Origin of the sequence: Aeromonas sp. CD, from assembly GCF_033349375.1 — a bacterium.
Classification (GTDB): domain Bacteria; phylum Pseudomonadota; class Gammaproteobacteria; order Enterobacterales; family Aeromonadaceae; genus Aeromonas; species Aeromonas hydrophila.
On record NZ_CP137631.1, the window covers coordinates 1,150,656 to 1,167,710 of the forward strand.

A 17,055-nucleotide genomic window follows, 5' to 3' on the forward strand; every position below is an offset into this window, starting at 1 on the left:
CTAGTTGCCCAGCAGCACCGGCGGCACGGCGGTCGGTTTGACATCTTCGCTCGGATAGCAGCCCAGCACCTTGATGTAGCGGGTGATCTTGGTCAGCTCCATCAGTGCGGCCTGCATGGCCGGGGTCTGCAGGTTGGCGGAGACATCCAGGTAGAACATCTCCTCCCACGGGTTGCCCTGCACCGGACGGGACTCGAGCTTGGTCATGTTGATCTCGTTGCTGCGCAGCACCAGCAGCGCCTCCACCAGCGAGCCCGGTTTCTGGGAGGTGGACATGATGAGGGTGGTCTTGGCCGGGATCTGCGGTGCCACATCGATGGGCTTGCGCGCCACCACGATGAAGCGGCTGTAGTTCTCCTTCTGGTTGGCCAGCTGCTCGGCCAGCACGTCCAGCCCGTACAGCTCACCGCCGGCCGCGCTGCCGATGGCCGCCGCCTCCGGGCTTGCCAGCTCTTTCACCTTCATCATGGCGCTGGAGGAGGAGTCGCAGATCTCGTGGCGCGCCCCTTCCAGCTTGCTGAGGTAATGGGAGCACTGCTGGAATACCTGCGGGTGGGCATAGAAGGTCTTGATGCGGCCCAGTTCGGTTGGCACGGCGGTGAGGATGCAGTGCTCGATGGGGTAGGTCAGCTCACCGACGATGGAGAGGCTGGTGTGCTGCATCACGTCGTACACCTCGTTGATGGAGCCCGAGCTGGTGTTCTCGATGGGCAGCACCCCGAAGGCGGCACGGCCCGACTCCACCGCATCCAGCACCTCGCGGAAATTCTGGCAGTTCACCTCGATCACCTGATCCTTGTAGCGGGCCAGGTACTTGCGGGCCGCCAGGCTGGAGTAGGAACCGCGCGGTCCCAGGTAGGCGACGCTGGTCATCGGCTCCTGCTGCTCCGGGTTGAGCAGGCTCTGCAGATAGGCCTGCTGGGAGAGCACCGAGTCTTCGATGATGGTGTGGTAGATGCGGGTGATGTACTGGGCGTCCAGCCCCAACACACGCCCTTTCTGGATCAGGGCGACCAGCAGATCCTGCTCGCGCTGGGGATCGCGGATCGGGCGCGGGTTGGCCTGCTTGGCGCGGGCGACCTCGATGCTGAGGGTCTTGCGTTTGGCCAGCAGGGCGAGCAGCTCCTGATCCAACTGGGTGATGTCTTGTCTGATCTCGTCGAGCGTTGCCATGATGGTTCCCTATCCAAGTAATCGATTGTGGTGGCTGCAAAAAAAAACCTCCGCTAGGGGAGGCTCGATTCGTCTTTGCTTTCTGTTTACGCGAGTGCTTCACGTGACGACGGGCCTTCCCTCATGAGGGCCGGATAAACGAGAAAGCAAAAAAGAATGGTGCGTGCATGAGTGTGTCCTTGAGGTAACGCCATAACCATTAAGGGATTTGACCGTGCGATGCAAGTAAAACTTGCCCGGGGGAGGCGAACGGGGCAGGGTAGGGGCGTGAGCCTGCGGGGGAAAAACCGGGTAAAACGGACCCGCTTGCTGTCGTAATGATGCAGATAGCTGGAGGTGAAGATGGCGATTATTTTCGATCTGGGACGGGTGGTGGTGAGCTGGGATCCGGTCGGTATCGTGCGCTCGGTACGCGGGGCGCACGAAGCGGAGCAGCTGGCGGAGCGGCTGTTCAACCACCCGGACTGGCTGGAGGTGGACCGCGGCACCCTCTCACTGCACACCATGGCCCGCCAGGCCGAGCATCGCACCGGGCTGAGCGCCGCCGAAAACCTGGCGATTTTGCAGGCGGTGCCCGCCTCGCTGGTGCCGGATCCCGCTATGCTGAGCCTGATAGAGAGCCTGCATGGGGCGGGTCATACCCTCTACGCACTCTCCAACATGGGGCATGCCAGCATCGACTGGCTGGAGCAGCATCAGCCCTTCTGGCGTTTCTTCAGTGGCAAGGTAGTGTCGGCAAGGGTACGGATGATGAAGCCGGAGCCGGATATCTACCGCTATCTGCTGGTGTCGTTCGACTTGCAGGCCGAGCAGTGCCTGTTCATCGATGACAGCCCGGCCAACGTGACTGCCGCACAGGCACTGGGGATCGGCGGCCTGGTGTTTACCGATGCATACAGTTGTCGCCAGCAACTGGTGGCGCAGGGTTACCTGCCCGCCTGAATGGCAGGATGTAGAGGGAGAGGGTATGGAGCATGGCCGGTTTCGCAATTGGCTCAGTCACTATCCGGACGCGGGGCTGCTGATCGCCTGTCTGGATGGCAGCGGGTATCAGCTCTGTGTCGAGGCCGACGGCGAGATGCAGTGTCTCACCGACAGCGGAGGGGGCCGGCTGACCTTTGCCTCCCTCGAGCAGGCCGAGGGATTTCTGCGCATGCATCAGGTTCATCAGGCGAAACTTCGGATTTATGATGCTCAGCTGGATGAAAATGAAACTAATTGGCATGAAATTATCATTAAATTCTGATTTATCCCTGCCCTTTAAGGGTTTATTCAGGATTGTTGCAGCACAATGGCGCCCAATTCATCATCCGGTGCCGTCGTTATGGATGCCAATATCGTTGTGCTGAATCGGGGATACGATCAGACCTTTCAGACCAGGGAACAGTCACTTATCGAGACCCTGGCTGGCTACGGCGAACTGGCGGTCTCCTTCTCCGGTCGACTGGAATCCTGCTACAGCATGGATCTGTGCCGCGCCAGCGGTATCCGGATCCGGGCCATCACCCTGGACAGCCCGACCCGCAGCCGCAAGGAGGTGGCGCGCGCCAAGCGCTACTGCCAGCGTTACGGCATCGAGCAGCGGGTGATCAAGACCGATGAGATGATCTTCTGCGATCACCTGCGCCACCTCAACGAGGTGATCGACCCGGTACGCTACATCTGCCACCTCACCGCGCTGGAAACCGACTGGAGCCACCTGCCCATGCTGCTGCCGGCGCCGGTGGAGGAGCTGCAGGAGTATCTGCGTCGTTTTGGCAGCCTGCCGACCAATACCCTCTGGCTGTTTGCCAAGCAGGGCATGACCCACAGGGACTTTCGCTACGGCTTCAACAAGCGCCAGCTCGGGCGCTGGGGCAAGAGTGCCCACGGCTGTCTGAGCTACCGTTTCTCCGACCCCGAGCTGGTGGAGCGCCGTCATCTGCGAATGGTGGACATGGCGGAGCAGATGCTGGCCGACATGGGGCTGGAGGAGGCCCAGGTGTTCTTTCATACCCTCGCCGATCGGGCCACCACCCTGGCCCGGGTGAGGGTGCCAGCCCGGCTGCGGGCCCAGGCCTTCGATCTGCAGCCGGATATTCTCACCGCCCTCAAGAGCACGGCCTTCGATCTGGTGACGCTGGACATGGCGGCGGAAGAGGAGCGGCAGGAGCTGGTGGTCTAGGCAACCGAGGGCAGGAACGTGAGTGCGGTCATAGGCAAGCCGGAGCGGACTCTTTATACTGACGCCCTTTTCCATCGACGCCGAGTCATCACCCTATGAAACCCTTGTCCCGTCTGCTGGTTGCCCTCTGCCTCTCGCCCCTGCTGGTGCAGGCCGCTCCGCTCACCCAGGTGACCCTGCCGGATGGCCGCCAGGTGCAGCTCAACGATGACTTTACCTGGGAATACCTGCTGCTCAAGCCCGCCGCCGACGGCAGCGCGGTGCAGGGCACGGTGGCCGTGCCGGTGCTGACCGAGCAGGCGATGAGCAACCCCGAGCTGCTGGCTCAGGCCGTCAAGGACGGGATCGGCGTCAAGCTGGCCAAGGTGGAGGGCTCGGATCCTCTGCAACTGCAATTCATGGTGAGCAACACCGGCACCCGCAACGTGGTACGGGTGCGCGGCAGCGTGACCCTGTTCAGCGAGCAGGGGGCCCAGCTGGTCAAGCAGGAGGCCCGCTTCTGGGTCGGCGAGAACCGTCTGCCGGAGTCCTATCTGCGCAAGGGGCAGCAGCGCCCCTCCATGGTGCTGGAGGTACCGCGTCCGGCCGGCCTCACCGGCAAGCCCCTGGTGCGGGTCGAGATTGAGGAAGTGGAGTTCCGCTGATCCCTCATGCAACAGGCTCCTTCGTGGAGCCTGTCTTGATTGTTAACCCGGTAACCACCTGCAACAGTTGCTTACATCTGACATGGTTTGGCAACAGCTTGCCGCTCGGCATTTCTCCCTGCCCTCTGCACAATGACCCCATTCCAGCTAGGTCCCAACTAGCTCAACGATGGAGTCATCAAAATGAAAAAAGCTGCACTTTCAGTTCTGGTTCTGGCCGGTTTCGCTTCAACTTCCGCTCTGGCTGAGGATGCCTTCAGCTACGCCAAAGGCGGCCTGACCTGGGCGCACACCAAGTCCGATTACATCGGCGGCAAGGATAGCAACAACCGCGACTTCGGCGGTCTGAACCTGGACCTCTCCAAGAGCTTCGGTTCCAACTTCTACGGTCGTCTGGGCAGCGAGTACACCTCCCGCAACGATGGCAACGACAGCATGGGCATCTCCAGCCTGGGTCTGGGTGTCTACACCCCGCTCAGCACAGGTCTGAACCTGTATGGGGAAGCGGGCCTGATGGGTTACACCATGGAGCGTCAGGTGGCTGCCAACGTCAAAGACAGCGGCTGGGATGTGATCACCCGCAAGAACAGCGGCAGCATGTACGGTGAGGCCGGCCTGCGCTACGACATCGGCGCGGTCGAGCTCTCCACCGGCTACCGCTACGCCAACATGACCGACGACATGCACGATTTCAAAGTGGGCGCCGCCTACAAGGTGAGCCAGAACCTGGCCCTCACCGCCGACTACACCTATCGCAAGTGGGACCTGCAACAGGGCTCCATCACCAGCCTGGGTGTGAAGTACAGCTTCTAATCATTCTTCCTGTAGTGTCTTCATTTTTACCCATGACTTCGGTCATGGGTTTTTTCATTTCCGGTTGATCCACCCTTCACCCTTGCGCCGTATCAGTCCGCAATAGTTATACAACTTCCAATTTTTTGTATAACTGCTATAACTGATTCAGACTTATACAAGGAGTGATGATATGTACAAGATCAAGGTTGGTATCAGCGCCTGCCTGCTGGGGCAGGAGGTACGGTTCGACGGGGGCCACAAGCGTTCCAGCTTCTGCGAGCGGGATCTCGGTGCCCACTTTGACTATCACCCCGTCTGTCCCGAGATGGCCATTGGCCTGGGGGCGCCCCGCGCCGCCATCCGGCTGGTGAAGCGCCACGGCGAAGTCCGCGCCGAGGCGAGCAACGGCAGCTTCGACGTTACCGAGAAGCTGATTGCCTTCAGCGAGCAGAAGGCGCGCCAGCTCGACTTCATCTCCGGCTACATCCTCTGCGCCAAATCCCCCAGCTGTGGCATGGAGCGGGTACGGATCTATGGCGCCAACAACGAGGGGAGTGCCAAGGAGGGGGTCGGCCTGTTTGCCAAGGCGCTGATGGAGGCCAATCCCCTGCTGCCGGTCGAAGAAGATGGCCGCCTGTGCGATCCCATCCTGCGGGAAAACTTCGTGCTGCGGGTCTTCGCCTACCACGACTGGCAGCAGCTCTGTGCGTGCGGCATCACCGCTTCTGCGCTGATCCGCTTCCATTCCCGCTACAAGTATCTGGTGCTCTCCCACGCCACCACCCACTACCGGGCGCTTGGCAAGCTGCTCGGCAACCTGGCCAAGGCCGACCTGCAGCAGGTGGCCGACAGCTACATCAAGGGGTTGATGGCGGCGCTGACCCTGCGGGCCAACCGGCGCAGCCACACCAATGTGCTGATGCACCTGCAGGGCTACTTCAAGCGGGTGCTGACCCCGGCCCAGAAACAGGAGCTGTGCGACACCATCGACAAGTACCGTACCGGCGTCTTTCCGCTGCTGGTGCCGCTCACCCTGATCCGCCACTACCTGCGGGAATACCCCAACCCCTATCTCGCCGAGCAGGTGTACCTCAATCCCCATCCCGACACGCTGAAATTGCGCTACGGGCTCTGAATATTCTGTGCAGGCCCCGGCGGATGGCCGGGGCCTCTCCCTCAACCTTTGCTGGATGTCGTTATGTCTGATTTACCGCACGCCTCTTCTCCTTCGTCGGAGGAGGGGATCTACCCCATTCGCGAGGTCTCGCGCCTCACCGGCGTCAATGCCGTGACCCTGCGCGCCTGGCAGCGTCGCTACGGGCTGGTGCAGCCGGCCCGCACCGAAAAGGGCCACCGCCTCTACAGCGAGCAGGACATTCGCCAGATCGGCGAGATCCTGAGCTGGCTGGAGCGGGGAGTGAGCATCGGGCAGGTGAAGGGGCTCCTGAGCGAACCCCAGGCTCAGCCGGTGAGCGATCACTGGCAGCAGACCCTGGAGCAGTTCAGTCAGGCGCTGCTCGCCTTCAACCAGCGCAAGGCCGAGGCCGAGCTGAACGACCTGCTGGCGAGCTACCCGTTCGAACTGGTGCGCAGCCGGGTGCTGCAGCCGCTGGTGGAGCGGCTGCTCGGGCTGTGGCGCGAGCGGCCGGATGGCGAGCTGCTGCAACAGGTGTGGCTCGGTTGGCTGCACACCCGCTTTGCCCGCCACCTCATCGAGCAGGAGAAGGGCATGCCGGTCACCTTGGCGAGCTGGGGACAGGTGGGCCCGCTCGATCTGGTCTGGGCCGCCTACGAGCTGATCGGTCAGGGTCATCAGGTGCAACTGCTGGGGGCGGTGGAGCCGCGCCATGCCAGCCTGCTGGAGGGGCGCGCCGTCACCCCTTGGCTGGTGCTGCTGGGGGCCGGCCTTGGCAAGCAGGAGCTGGCTGCCGACTGGCCGGCCGGTACCTGCCTGTTTGGTGAGCTGGGGCGCCTCTACGATGGCGAGTGGCTGCAAGCCCACGGCTGGCAGGCGAGCCTTGCCGAGGTGATGGCGGGCGGGCCTGCGGCTGCTGGTGCTGGCGGGCGCGGGAGGAAAAAATCATGAAGCTGGTCTGGTTTCGCAATGATCTGCGCCTTGCCGACAACCCGGCGCTGCGACATGCCTGCGCCGGTGATGAGCCGGTGGCCGCGCTCTTTATCCTCTCCCCGACCCAGTGGCGACAGCACAAGCTGGCCCCCATCCGTCAACGCTTTATGTTGGCCCAGGTCGATGTGCTGGGCCGCGAGCTGGCGGCGCTCGGCATCCCGCTCCATCTGCTGCGAGTAGAGACCTTTGCCGAGGTACCGGCAGCGCTGACAGACTTCTGTCGCGAGCTGGGTGTAACCCAGCTCTACGCCAATCAGGCCATCGAGATCGACGAGCTGCGCCGCGATCAGGCCGTCAGCGCCACGCTGGCAGAGCAGGCGGTGGGTTGCCACTGGTTCAACGGCTGCTGCGTGCTGCCACCGGGGCGGGTGCTGACCGGGTCGGGGGAGATGTTCAAGGTCTTCACGCCCTTCAGCCGCGCTTGGCTCAAGGCCCTCGACGAGGATGGCTTCGTCATTCATCGCGCGCCCACTGCGCGTGGCGAGCCGCTGCCGTGGCAGCCGCTGGCCGAACGGGACTTCATCGATGCCGCCCTTGGCGAGCTGACGGCAGACCCCCGCTGGCCGGTGGGGGAGGCCGAGGCCAGCCGCCGTCTGAATGACTTTCTGGAGCAGGCGGTGCTCGACTATGGCGAGACCCGGGATTTCCCTGCCATCGCGGGCACCTCCGTGCTCTCTCCCTATCTGGCGGCCGGCATCATCAGCCCGCGCCAGTGCGTGGCGGCGCTCCAGCAGCGGCTTGGTTACCGGCCCCAGTCCAAGGCCCAGCCCGGCTTTGTCTGGCTCAATGAGCTCATCTGGCGCGAGTTCTACCGCCACCTGCTGGTGCTGATCCCGACCCTCTCCATGAATCGCCCCTTCAAGCCGGAGACGGCGGCCCTGCCGTGGAGCTGGGATCCGGATGCCTTTGCCGCCTGGTGCGAGGGACGTACCGGCTACCCCATCGTCGATGCGGCGATGCGCTGCCTCAACGCCACCGGCTGGATGCACAACCGGCTGCGGATGATAGTGGCGAGCTTCCTCACCAAGGATCTGCACATCCACTGGCGGCTCGGGGAGGATTACTTCATGAGCCGACTCATCGACGGCGATCTGGCGGCCAACAACGGCGGCTGGCAGTGGGCGGCGGGCACCGGCGCCGATGCGGCGCCCTATTTCCGGGTGTTCAACCCCACCACCCAGGGGCAACGATTTGATCCGCAAGGGGAGTTCATTCGTATCTGGGTCTCTGAGCTGGCCGATCTGCCTGCCGCCTATCTGCACCAGCCTCACGACTGGTTGCGGCTCAAGGGGCGGCACGATTATCCGGCTCCCATGGTGGACCACGCCGTTGCCCGGGTGAGAGCCATCGAGATGTTTCGCGCCCTGGAGAAATAGCATGGATGAGTCGCTGGCCCGCTTTGTGGCCCTCTATCAGCAGCTAAGCAGAGACGAGCTGCACTGTTTGCCCGAGGTCTACGCAAACGAGGTGGTCTTTACCGATCCTGCTCACCGCATCGAGGGGCTGGCGGCGCTCACCGACTATTTTGCCGTCCTCTATCAGCGCCTGGCCTACTGCCGTTTCGTCATCACCAGCCAGCTGCTGCAGGGGCGTCAGGCCTGGCTCGGCTGGACCATGACCTTTTCTCATCCAAGGCTGCGTGGCGGTGCTCCAGTGACGGTGGAGGGGGCCACCCGCCTCGAGTTCGATGAGGAGGGCAAGGTGTGCCTGCATCGCGACTACTTCGATCTGGGCGCCATGCTCTACGAGCAGTTGCCGCTGATAGGCCCCCTGGTGCGCACCATCAAGGGGAGGCTGGGCGCATGAGCGGCGGCAGGGTGCTGATCACCGGCGCCACCTCGGGCATCGGCTTTCAGCTGGCGCTCGATTATCGGCGCGCCGGCTGGCAGGTGTGGGGTTGTGGTCGCGATGGCGAGCGGCTGCTGGCACTGGGTCGTCACGACATCACACCGCTGCAGTTTGACGGGCGCGATGCAAGCGCCGTGAGCGAGGCGGCCGTCAGCTTGCCGCAGGTTGATCTGGTGATCCTCAATGCTGGCCACTGCGAGTATATGGATGTAGCCGAGGGGTTTGACGGCGCCCTGTTTGCTAGGGTCATAGAGACCAACCTCGTTGCCACCGGTCATGCCCTGGCCGCTTTTTTGCCGCTGCTCGGGGCGGGCGGGCGCCTTGCCATCGTCAGCTCGTCGGTAAGCTGGCTGCCGCTGCCCAGGGCCGAAGCCTATGGCGCCTCCAAGGCGGCCCTCGACTATCTGGCGGATACCCTGCGCCTCGATTTGGCCGGCAAAGGGATCGGCGTGACCCTGATCCGTCCCGGTTTCGTGGCGACCCCGCTCACCGCCAAAAATGATTTTCCCATGCCCTGTCTGGTGACGGTGGAAGAGGCTTCCCGCGCCATCATGGCGGGGCTCATTGCCGGTCGTCACCAGATCCACTTTCCCCGCCGTTTCATCTGGCTGCTGCGCCTGCTTGGCGCGCTGCCGACGGGGCTCTGGCTGCGCCTTGGCCGCACACTCGTTTCGAAAGGACGCCCTTCATGAAGAAAAGGATCGCCATCGTCGGCTCCGGTATTTCAGGTCTGACCGCCGGTTTTCTGCTCCACAAGCTGCACGACATCACATTGTTCGAGGCGGCGCCGACCCTGGGCGGCCACACCGCTACCGTCGACGTCCACCAGGCGGGGCGCAGCTATGCCATCGACACCGGCTTCATCGTCTTCAACGACCGCACCTACCCCAACTTCCTGAGGCTGCTCGAGCGGATCGGGGTGGCGCGGCAGCCGGCCGAGATGAGCTTCTCGGTGAAAAGCCCGCAGGGGCTGGAGTACAACGGCCACAACCTGGATACCCTGTTTGCCCAGCGCAGCAACCTGCTGAGCCCCCGTTTCTACGGCTTCGTCGCCGAGATCCTGCGCTTCAACCGCGAGGCGCGGGCCTGGCTGGCCGATGGTCAACATCAGGGCGAGGGCCCCGAGCTGACTCTGGGGGATTTTCTGCAGGTGGGGGAATTTAGCGACTACTTCGCCCGCCACTACATCCTGCCGATGGGGGCCGCCATCTGGTCGTCGACGCTGGCCGATATGCGCGCCTTTCCGCTCGGTTTCTTCCTGCGTTTTTTTGCCAACCACGGTTTGCTCGAGGTGGCCAATCGGCCCCAGTGGTACGTGATCCCCGGCGGCTCGCGGGAATATATCGGCCCCCTTACCGCGGGTTGGCAGTCGCAGATCCGCCTCGCCTGTCCGGTGCAGAGCGTACGGCGGGACGCGGACGGCGTGGTGATCCTGAGCAGTTACGGCGAGGAGCGGTTTGACGAGGTGATCCTCGCCTGTCACAGCGATCAGGCGCTGGCATTACTGGCGGATCCGGGCGAGCGGGAACTGGCCATTCTGGGCGCCATGCCTTATCAGGCCAACGATGTCTGGCTGCACACCGATGTGCGCTGCCTGCCGGTGCGCCGCAAGGCGTGGGCGAGCTGGAACTATCAGCTGGGGGAGGATGACGGGGCACGGCCGCTGGTGAGCTACAACATGAATATATTGCAGGGGGTGAGCTCGCCGCAGCCCTTCTGCGTGAGCCTCAATCCCGAGGGCAAGGTGGACGAGAGCAAGGTGCTGCGCCGTTTCGTCTATCACCATCCGGTGTTCAATCAGGCCTCCATCGCCGCCCAGCAGCGGCGGGCCGAGATCTGCGGCCAGCAGCACACCCACTTCTGCGGCGCCTACTGGTACAACGGTTTTCACGAAGACGGGGTGCGCAGCGCGCTGGACGTGGCCAGACGGTTCGGGGCCGAGCTATGAAGGGGGCAGTCCTGAGCGGCCAGGAGGCGAGTGCCGAGGCCATGACCGGCACCCTCAGCGCCATCTGGCAGGGCTCGGTGCGCCACCGCCGCTTCGCACCGCGCGCCCATGCCTTTTCCTACAACCTCTTCATGCTGGGGCTGGATCTCGACGAGTTGGCCACGCTCGGTAAGGGGCGCTGGTTCGGGGTGGAGCGGGCAGGGCTGCTCTCGTTTCGTCGCGACGACTACCTGCGCGGCAGCGAGGGGCCGCTCAAGCAGGCGGTGTGGCAGAAGGTGAGCGAACTGGGTGGCGATGCCGAGCCCGAGGGGCGGGTGCTGCTGCTCGGCAATGTGCGCTGTCTGGGCTTCTACTTCAGCCCGGTCAACTTCTACTTCTGTTACCGGCAGGGAGAGGCGCGCTATCTGCTGGCGGAGGTGTCGAACACCCCCTGGAACGAGCGCCACTACTACCTGCTGGATCTGGCGGCGCTGGTCCCCCACGACAAGGATTTTCACGTCTCTCCCTTCATGGGGCTGGCGATGCGCTACCACTGGCGCATTCGTCCGCCCGCGCAGGAGACACTGATCCACATCGAGAGTCATCCCGTATCCGGGGAGGCCAAGCTGTTTGATGCCACCCTGGCACTGCGGCGGGCGCCGCTGTCGCGCAAGGGGCTGGTGGCCCTGCTGGCCTGCTGGCCCTGGATGACCATGAAGGTGCTGCTCAGGATCTACTGGCAGGCCCTGCGTCTTTTTATCAAACGAACACCCATTTTTAGCCATCCGGAGAGCCGCTAATGGAACTTGTGCAATCAACCCTCTCTGCCTCTTTCATCGACAAGGGGGCCAGGCAACTGCTGCTCAATCTGCTGGGGCGCCTCGAACACGGCCAGCTGCTGCTGCGGGATGGCGCTGAGCGTCACAGCTTTGGCGTGGCGGGTACCGATCTGCATGCCGAGCTGGTGGTGCAGGATCCGGCCTTCTACCGCCGCCTGCTGCTGGGGGGCAGCATCGCCGCCGGGGAGACCTGGGTGGAGGGGCTCTGGACCAGCCCGGATCCGGTGGCACTGGTGAGGCTGCTGGCCCGCAACCTGGCGCTGCTCGACAGTCTGGAGCGGCGCCTCGGCTGGCTCAGCTTCCCGTTCAACAAGGTGCGTCACTGGCTTAACCGCAATACCCTGACCGGCTCGCGCTCCAACATCGCCGCCCACTACGATCTCGGCAATACCCTCTATCAGGGGTTTCTCGACAGCCATATGCAGTACTCGAGCGCCATCTATCCCCATGCCGAGGCCAGCCTGGAAGAGGGGCAGCAGGCCAAGCTGCGCACCATCTGCGAGCGGCTGGCACTTGGGCCTGAGGATCATCTGCTGGAGATCGGCACCGGCTGGGGCGGCCTCGCCATCTATGCAGCCCGTCACTACGGCTGCCGGGTGACTACCACCACCATCTCCCGGGCCCAGCACGATTACGCCACGGAGTGGATTGCGCGGGAGGGGCTGGGGGATCGCATCACCTTGCTGCTGGAGGATTACCGCAAGCTGGAGGGCACTTACGACAAGCTGGTCTCCATCGAGATGATCGAAGCGGTGGGGCACGCCTTCCTGCCCGATTATTTCCGCCAGCTGTCGCGGCTGCTCAAACCCGGTGGTCGCCTGCTCATTCAGGCCATCACCATTGCCGATCAACGCCATGCCCAGTATCTGCGCGGGGTTGATTTCATCCAGCGTTACATCTTCCCCGGCGGCTGCCTGCCGAGCGTCTCCCAGATGGCGGGGTTGCTGGCGCGCGAGACCGACATGCAGCTGGTGCGGTTGCACGATCACGGCCACCACTACGCCCGCACGCTGGCTGATTGGTGCGAGCGCTTCCTGGCGCTGGTGCCCGAGCTGCCAGCCCTCGGCTACAGCCAGGACTTCATTCGCTTGTGGCACTTCTATTTCGCCTACTGCGAGGGGGGCTTCTGGGAGCGCACTATCAGCCTGGTGCAGCTGGAAGCGGCCAAACCGGGCCCACTCGGCTGGAGTGGGGATCTGCCTGTCGGCGGTCGCTGAGCATGTGGCAGTGGGCCCATCTGCTGGGGTTCAACCTCTACTGGTTGCTGGCGGTGAAGTGGCAGCAGCCGGGCCTGCTGCTGGTACTGCTGTTGCTTCATTTTCTCTTCTCCCCCCGCCGCTGGCACGACTGGCGGCTCATCCCGGTCGCCCTTGCCGGCAGCCTGCTCGATGCCTTGCTCTGGCAACTCGGGTTGTTTTATTTCAACACCGGTTTTCCACTCTGGCTGGTGCTGCTCTGGTGCGGTTTTGCCCTGACCCTCTCCCACGGCCTGCGCTGGCTGCGGCCCTTGCCACGCTGGCAGCAGGGGCTGTTCGGCATGGTTGGGGGGGCCTCCTCCTATGTGGCGGGAGCTGCCATGGGGGCAGTACACTTACCTTGGGGCATCGGGATCAGTGCGGCACTGCTGGCGGTGATCTGGATGTGGTGGTTACCCGTACTCCTGTGGGTAACGGTCAAGCTGGAGGGTGAAGCGAGATGAACACCTTTTCGACCGACACCTTGTTGTTTTCCAAATGGACCAAAGAGAGCCGGCACGAGCTGACCGAGCGTTTCTATCTGGTGGTGGCCTGTCAGCGCGACGCGCAGGGGCAGCTGCAGCAGGTGGTGATGCAGGACATCAACACGCTGCTGGAACAGGAGATGGACTGGCATGAACTCGAAGATCCCGCCCATTGGCACATGGGGTGGAATTAGCCTGCTGCTGGCAGGCTTGAGCCTACCGCTGACCCCTTTCGCCCAGACCGGGCAAGCCCTGGTTACTCCCTGGCAGCAGCTGCAGCCGGTCGGGTGCGGCGAGATGAGCTGGCTCTGGTTCAAGCTCTATGACGCCACCCTCTACAGCGAGAACGGCCGTTATCGGCCGGGTCACTATCCTCAGGCGCTCAGCCTCACCTACGCCAGAGCCATCGAACGGGACGATCTGTTGAGTGCCACCGCCGCCGAGTGGCAGCGACTGGGGCTTGGCAGCGAGCAGCAGCGCCAGGGCTGGCTTGGTCAGCTCGCCGCGCTCTGGCCCGATGTCCAGGCGGGTGACCGGCTTACCTTCTATGTCGACAGGGGCGGCGCGGGCCATTTCTGGTGGCGGGACAAGCCGCTCGGCACCCTTGCCGATCCGCAATTTTCGGCGGCCTTTCTTGCCATCTGGCTGGCACAAGGGAGCCGCGATCCGGCGCTTACTCGCCGCCTGCGGGGAGAGCGCTGATGCAAAAGGAATTCATGAAATACATCCACGCCTGGCGCTACCTGCTGTTGTTGCCGCTGCTGCTGTTGGCTGGTTGCGGCAGCAGTCTGGAGGATTATCGCGGTCAGGGCCCCGAGTGGGATCTCGCTCGCTTCTTCAATGGCAAGCTGACGGCGCACGGTCTGGTGACCGATCGCAGCGGCGAGGTGACCAGCCGTTTTCGGGTGGAGATGCGCGGGCACTGGCAGGGGGACAAGGGGGAGCTGTTCGAGCAGTTCTATTTTGATGACGGGCGCCAGCAGACCCGCACCTGGTTTTTGAGCAAGGGAGCGGATGGTCACTGGCGCGGCACGGCGGCCGACGTGGTGGGGGAGGCGGTAGGCAAGACGGCAGGCTTTGCCCTCAACTGGCGCTATCAGCTCGATCTGGCGCTGCCTGACGGCAGCGTGGTGCGGGTGAGTGTCGATGACTGGATGTATCTGCTGGATGAAAATCGCCTGCTCAACCGGGCTGCCATCAGCAAGTTCGGCATCCAGCTGGGGGAGGTGCTCCTCTACATCGAGCGGCAGCCTGAATGAGCCGCCTCGTCCGGCCGACAGCAGGGATGATAGCCGCACTCTATCAATCAGTTAGATCTTAACTATTACCTTTTGAGTCTGATGAGTTCTAAGATGACCAAGTCGTCAAATCTGGAGGTGAAACATGAAGAGTCCGATTGGTCTTGATACCGTTCAATCACAAGCGTTGGCCGCCGAGCTGAACAAGTTGCTGGCCAGCTACCAGATCCTTTATATGAACGTTCGCGGCTTCCACTGGAACATCCGCGGCAACCAGTTCTTCGAGCTGCACCTGAAGTTCGAAGAGATTTACAACGACCTGCTGCTGAAGGTCGATGCTCTGGCCGAGCGCATCCTGACCCTGGATGGCGTGCCGCTGCACAGCTTCAGTGACTACCTGAAAGTTTCCGCCATTCCCGAGCAGAAGGGGCTGCACGACGGTCGTGCCTGTGTCGAATCCCTGCTGGAGAGTTTCCGCGAACTGCTGGTGGCCCAGCGCCGCATCCTGGGGCAGGCCGCCGATGCCGGTGATGAAGGGACTGCGTCCATTCTCTCCGACTACGTGCAGCAGCAGGAGAAACTGGTCTGGATGCTGCGCGCCTACCTGGCCTAACCCATTGTTGAAGTGAGCTTTGTTGCAAACCTGAGTTGTCTCTCCTTTTATCCACCCGCTTGCCGCCCTGTTTGGGCGGCTTTTTTGTTTTTGATCTGCATCAATGAAAATTGAATTGGCAAATTGCATGCCTATTAAGTTCTGAGCTGTAGGAATAGAATCGCCACAAAACAAACAACTGAAATGTCCAATTAGGAGAGGCATGATGTTTTGTGTGCAATGTGAACAGACAATTCGTACCCCGGCAGGCAACGGCTGCGCCTATGCACAAGGTATGTGCGGCAAGACGGCTGAAACCTCGGATCTGCAGGATGTGCTGATCTATACCCTGCAAGGGCTCAGCGCCTGGGCGCTGGCCGCCCGTGAGCATGGCATCGTCGACGGCGAGATCGACGCTTTCGTGCCCAAGGCCTTCTTCGCCACCCTCACCAACGTCAACTTTGACTCCGCCCGCATCGTGGCTTATGTCAACCAGGCGCTGACCTATCGTCAGCAACTGGCCGCCAAGCTGGCACCGCTGGCGGTGCAGGCCGACACACTGCCCGCAGTCGCCCGTTTCGAGCCGGGTGCCGATCTGCTGGCCCAGCTGGCCCAGGCGCCGCAGACCGCAGTCAACCGCGGCAAGAACGAGGTCAACGAAGACATCATGGGGCTGCGCCTGCTCTGCCTCTACGGCCTCAAGGGCGCCGCCGCCTACATGGAGCACGCCCGGGTGCTGGATCAGCAGGATGCCGGGGTAGCCGCCGAATTCCACCGCATCATGAGCTGGCTCGGTACGGATCCGAGCGATCTGGATCCGCTGTTCAAGTGCGCCATGGACATTGGTCTGCTGAACTTCAAGATCATGGAGATGCTGGATCTTGGTGAAACCACCGCCTTCGGCCACCCCGAGCCGACCCAGGTTCGCGTCACTCCGGTTCCGGGCAAGTGCATCCTGGTCTCCGGTCACGACATGGTGGATCTCAAGCTCATCCTGGAGCAGACCAAGGGCACCGGCATCAAGGTCTACACCCATGGTGAGATGCTGCCGGCGCTGGCTTACCCCTTCTTCAAGCAGTACCCACACCTGGTGGGCAACTATGGCTCCGCCTGGCAGAACCAGCAGAAGGAGTTTGCCAACTTCCCGGGTGCCGTGGTGATGACTTCCAACTGCATCATCGACCCGAATGTGGGCAACTACTCGGATCGCATCTTCACCCGCTCCATCGTCGGCTGGCCGGGCGTGACCCATCTGGAAGGGGAAGATTTCTCCGCCGTGATCGCCAAGGCGCAAGCGCTGGAAGGCTTCAAGCACGTTGAGCTGGAGCACTTCATCACCATCGGTTTTGCCCGCAACGCCCTGATGCAGGCCGCCCCGGCGGTGATCGACAAGGTCAAGGCCGGCGAAATCAGCCACTTCTTCCTGGTCGGTGGCTGTGACGGTGACCGTGCCGAGCGCGCCTACTACACCGAGTTTGCCAAGGCGATCCCGCAGGACAGCCTGCTGCTGACCCTGGGTTGTGGCAAGTACAAGTTCAACAAGCTCGATTTCGGCGACATCGGCGGTATTCCGCGCCTGCTGGACGTGGGTCAGTGCAACGATGCCTACTCCGCCATCCAGCTTGCGCTGGCGCTCTCCGAAGCGTTCGAGTGCGGCGTCAACGATCTGCCGCTGACCCTGGTGCTCTCCTGGTTCGAGCAAAAGGCCATCGTCATTCTGCTCACCCTGCTGGCGCTGGGTGTGAAGGACATCCGTACCGGCCCGACCGCCCCGGCCTTCCTCACCCCGGCCCTGCTCAAGGTGCTGGAAGAGCAATTTGGCCTGAAAGGAACCACCACCGCAGAAGCCGATCTCGCCGAGATCCTGGCGGCCTGAGCGGCGCCACATCTGCCTTACACGCTCAGCATGTTGTAAGCCTTTGGCGAGCCTGATGGCTCGCCTTTTTTTAACGACACCTTTCCAACATTTTTCAGCAAGAGGAGCCTT

General features: G+C 62.8%; 20 protein-coding genes and 1 other annotated feature. Of the genes, 19 read left to right on the forward strand and 1 reads right to left on the reverse strand.

The features are described from left to right. Positions 1-1,173: a prephenate dehydratase gene (pheA, locus tag R2E40_RS05355; RefSeq protein ID WP_011705019.1), complete on the reverse strand. Its 1,173-nt coding sequence runs from the start codon at positions 1,171-1,173 to the stop codon at positions 1-3. 38 nt (positions 1,174-1,211) lie between these two features. Next, positions 1,212-1,346: a sequence feature (Phe leader region), on the reverse strand. A gap of 169 nt (positions 1,347-1,515) precedes the next feature. Between pheA and R2E40_RS05360 the strand changes: the two genes are divergently transcribed. From R2E40_RS05360 to hcp, 19 genes are all read left to right on the forward strand, one after another. Further along, positions 1,516-2,115 (forward strand): HAD family hydrolase, encoded by a 600-nt coding sequence (locus R2E40_RS05360; RefSeq protein WP_060388721.1) that lies wholly within the window; start codon positions 1,516-1,518, stop codon positions 2,113-2,115. A 25-nt stretch (positions 2,116-2,140) separates the two neighbouring features. Beyond that, entirely contained in the window at positions 2,141-2,419 is a 279-nt protein-coding gene (locus tag R2E40_RS05365; RefSeq protein ID WP_011705022.1) for a DUF6482 family protein, read from the forward strand. Positions 2,420-2,464: 45 nt separating this feature from the next. Continuing rightward, positions 2,465-3,337: a hypothetical protein gene (locus R2E40_RS05370; RefSeq protein ID WP_011705023.1), complete on the forward strand. Its 873-nt coding sequence runs from the start codon at positions 2,465-2,467 to the stop codon at positions 3,335-3,337. Between the two features lie 95 nt (positions 3,338-3,432). Beyond that, positions 3,433-3,981: a DUF3157 family protein gene (locus R2E40_RS05375; protein ID WP_016349812.1), complete on the forward strand. Its 549-nt coding sequence runs from the start codon at positions 3,433-3,435 to the stop codon at positions 3,979-3,981. A 183-nt stretch (positions 3,982-4,164) separates the two neighbouring features. Continuing rightward, positions 4,165-4,794, forward strand: coding sequence for an outer membrane beta-barrel protein (locus R2E40_RS05380; RefSeq protein WP_016349813.1), 630 nt, complete (start codon positions 4,165-4,167; stop codon positions 4,792-4,794). A gap of 172 nt (positions 4,795-4,966) precedes the next feature. Further along, on the forward strand, positions 4,967-5,911 hold the full coding sequence (locus R2E40_RS05385) for a DUF523 and DUF1722 domain-containing protein (protein WP_318164941.1): 945 nt from the start codon (positions 4,967-4,969) through the stop codon (positions 5,909-5,911). Positions 5,912-5,974: 63 nt separating this feature from the next. After that, positions 5,975-6,862: a MerR family transcriptional regulator gene (locus tag R2E40_RS05390; protein ID WP_318164942.1), complete on the forward strand. Its 888-nt coding sequence runs from the start codon at positions 5,975-5,977 to the stop codon at positions 6,860-6,862. Continuing rightward, on the forward strand, positions 6,859-8,280 hold the full coding sequence (gene phrB / locus R2E40_RS05395) for a deoxyribodipyrimidine photo-lyase (RefSeq protein WP_318164943.1): 1,422 nt from the start codon (positions 6,859-6,861) through the stop codon (positions 8,278-8,280). The genes R2E40_RS05390 and phrB overlap by 4 nt, the downstream gene beginning before the upstream one ends. Before the next feature lies 1 nt (position 8,281). Continuing rightward, positions 8,282-8,710, forward strand: a complete 429-nt coding sequence (locus tag R2E40_RS05400; RefSeq protein WP_318164944.1) for a nuclear transport factor 2 family protein — start codon at positions 8,282-8,284, stop codon at positions 8,708-8,710. Then, complete coding sequence (locus R2E40_RS05405; protein ID WP_318164945.1) at positions 8,707-9,444, forward strand: SDR family NAD(P)-dependent oxidoreductase; 738 nt, start codon at positions 8,707-8,709, stop codon at positions 9,442-9,444. The genes R2E40_RS05400 and R2E40_RS05405 overlap by 4 nt, the downstream gene beginning before the upstream one ends. Further along, positions 9,441-10,700, forward strand: a complete 1,260-nt coding sequence (locus tag R2E40_RS05410; protein ID WP_318164946.1) for an NAD(P)/FAD-dependent oxidoreductase — start codon at positions 9,441-9,443, stop codon at positions 10,698-10,700. Before R2E40_RS05405 ends, R2E40_RS05410 begins: the two co-directional genes overlap by 4 nt. After that, entirely contained in the window at positions 10,697-11,479 is a 783-nt protein-coding gene (locus R2E40_RS05415) for a DUF1365 domain-containing protein (RefSeq protein ID WP_318164947.1), read from the forward strand. Before R2E40_RS05410 ends, R2E40_RS05415 begins: the two co-directional genes overlap by 4 nt. After that, on the forward strand, positions 11,479-12,735 hold the full coding sequence (locus R2E40_RS05420) for a cyclopropane-fatty-acyl-phospholipid synthase family protein (RefSeq protein ID WP_318164948.1): 1,257 nt from the start codon (positions 11,479-11,481) through the stop codon (positions 12,733-12,735). The genes R2E40_RS05415 and R2E40_RS05420 overlap by 1 nt, the downstream gene beginning before the upstream one ends. 2 nt (positions 12,736-12,737) lie before the next feature. Further along, positions 12,738-13,217 (forward strand): DUF2878 domain-containing protein, encoded by a 480-nt coding sequence (locus tag R2E40_RS05425; RefSeq protein WP_318164949.1) that lies wholly within the window; start codon positions 12,738-12,740, stop codon positions 13,215-13,217. After that, a complete protein-coding gene (locus R2E40_RS05430; RefSeq protein ID WP_011705034.1) occupies positions 13,214-13,432 on the forward strand; it encodes a TIGR02450 family Trp-rich protein in 219 nt (72 codons plus the stop codon). The genes R2E40_RS05425 and R2E40_RS05430 overlap by 4 nt, the downstream gene beginning before the upstream one ends. Next, positions 13,389-13,940 carry a chalcone isomerase family protein gene (locus R2E40_RS05435; RefSeq protein WP_318164950.1) on the forward strand — a complete coding sequence of 184 codons (552 nt, stop codon included), beginning with the start codon at positions 13,389-13,391 and terminating at the stop codon, positions 13,938-13,940. Before R2E40_RS05430 ends, R2E40_RS05435 begins: the two co-directional genes overlap by 44 nt. Beyond that, the gene (locus R2E40_RS05440) at positions 13,940-14,497 is read left to right on the forward strand and encodes a DUF3833 domain-containing protein (protein ID WP_318164951.1); all 558 of its coding nucleotides are present in this window, start codon (positions 13,940-13,942) and stop codon (positions 14,495-14,497) included. Before R2E40_RS05435 ends, R2E40_RS05440 begins: the two co-directional genes overlap by 1 nt. A 124-nt stretch (positions 14,498-14,621) precedes the next feature. Further along, on the forward strand, positions 14,622-15,089 hold the full coding sequence (locus tag R2E40_RS05445; RefSeq protein WP_011705037.1) for a Dps family protein: 468 nt from the start codon (positions 14,622-14,624) through the stop codon (positions 15,087-15,089). Positions 15,090-15,294: 205 nt separating this feature from the next. Continuing rightward, positions 15,295-16,944 carry a hydroxylamine reductase gene (gene hcp, locus R2E40_RS05450; RefSeq protein ID WP_318164952.1) on the forward strand — a complete coding sequence of 550 codons (1,650 nt, stop codon included), beginning with the start codon at positions 15,295-15,297 and terminating at the stop codon, positions 16,942-16,944. Positions 16,945-17,055 lie beyond the last annotated feature (111 nt).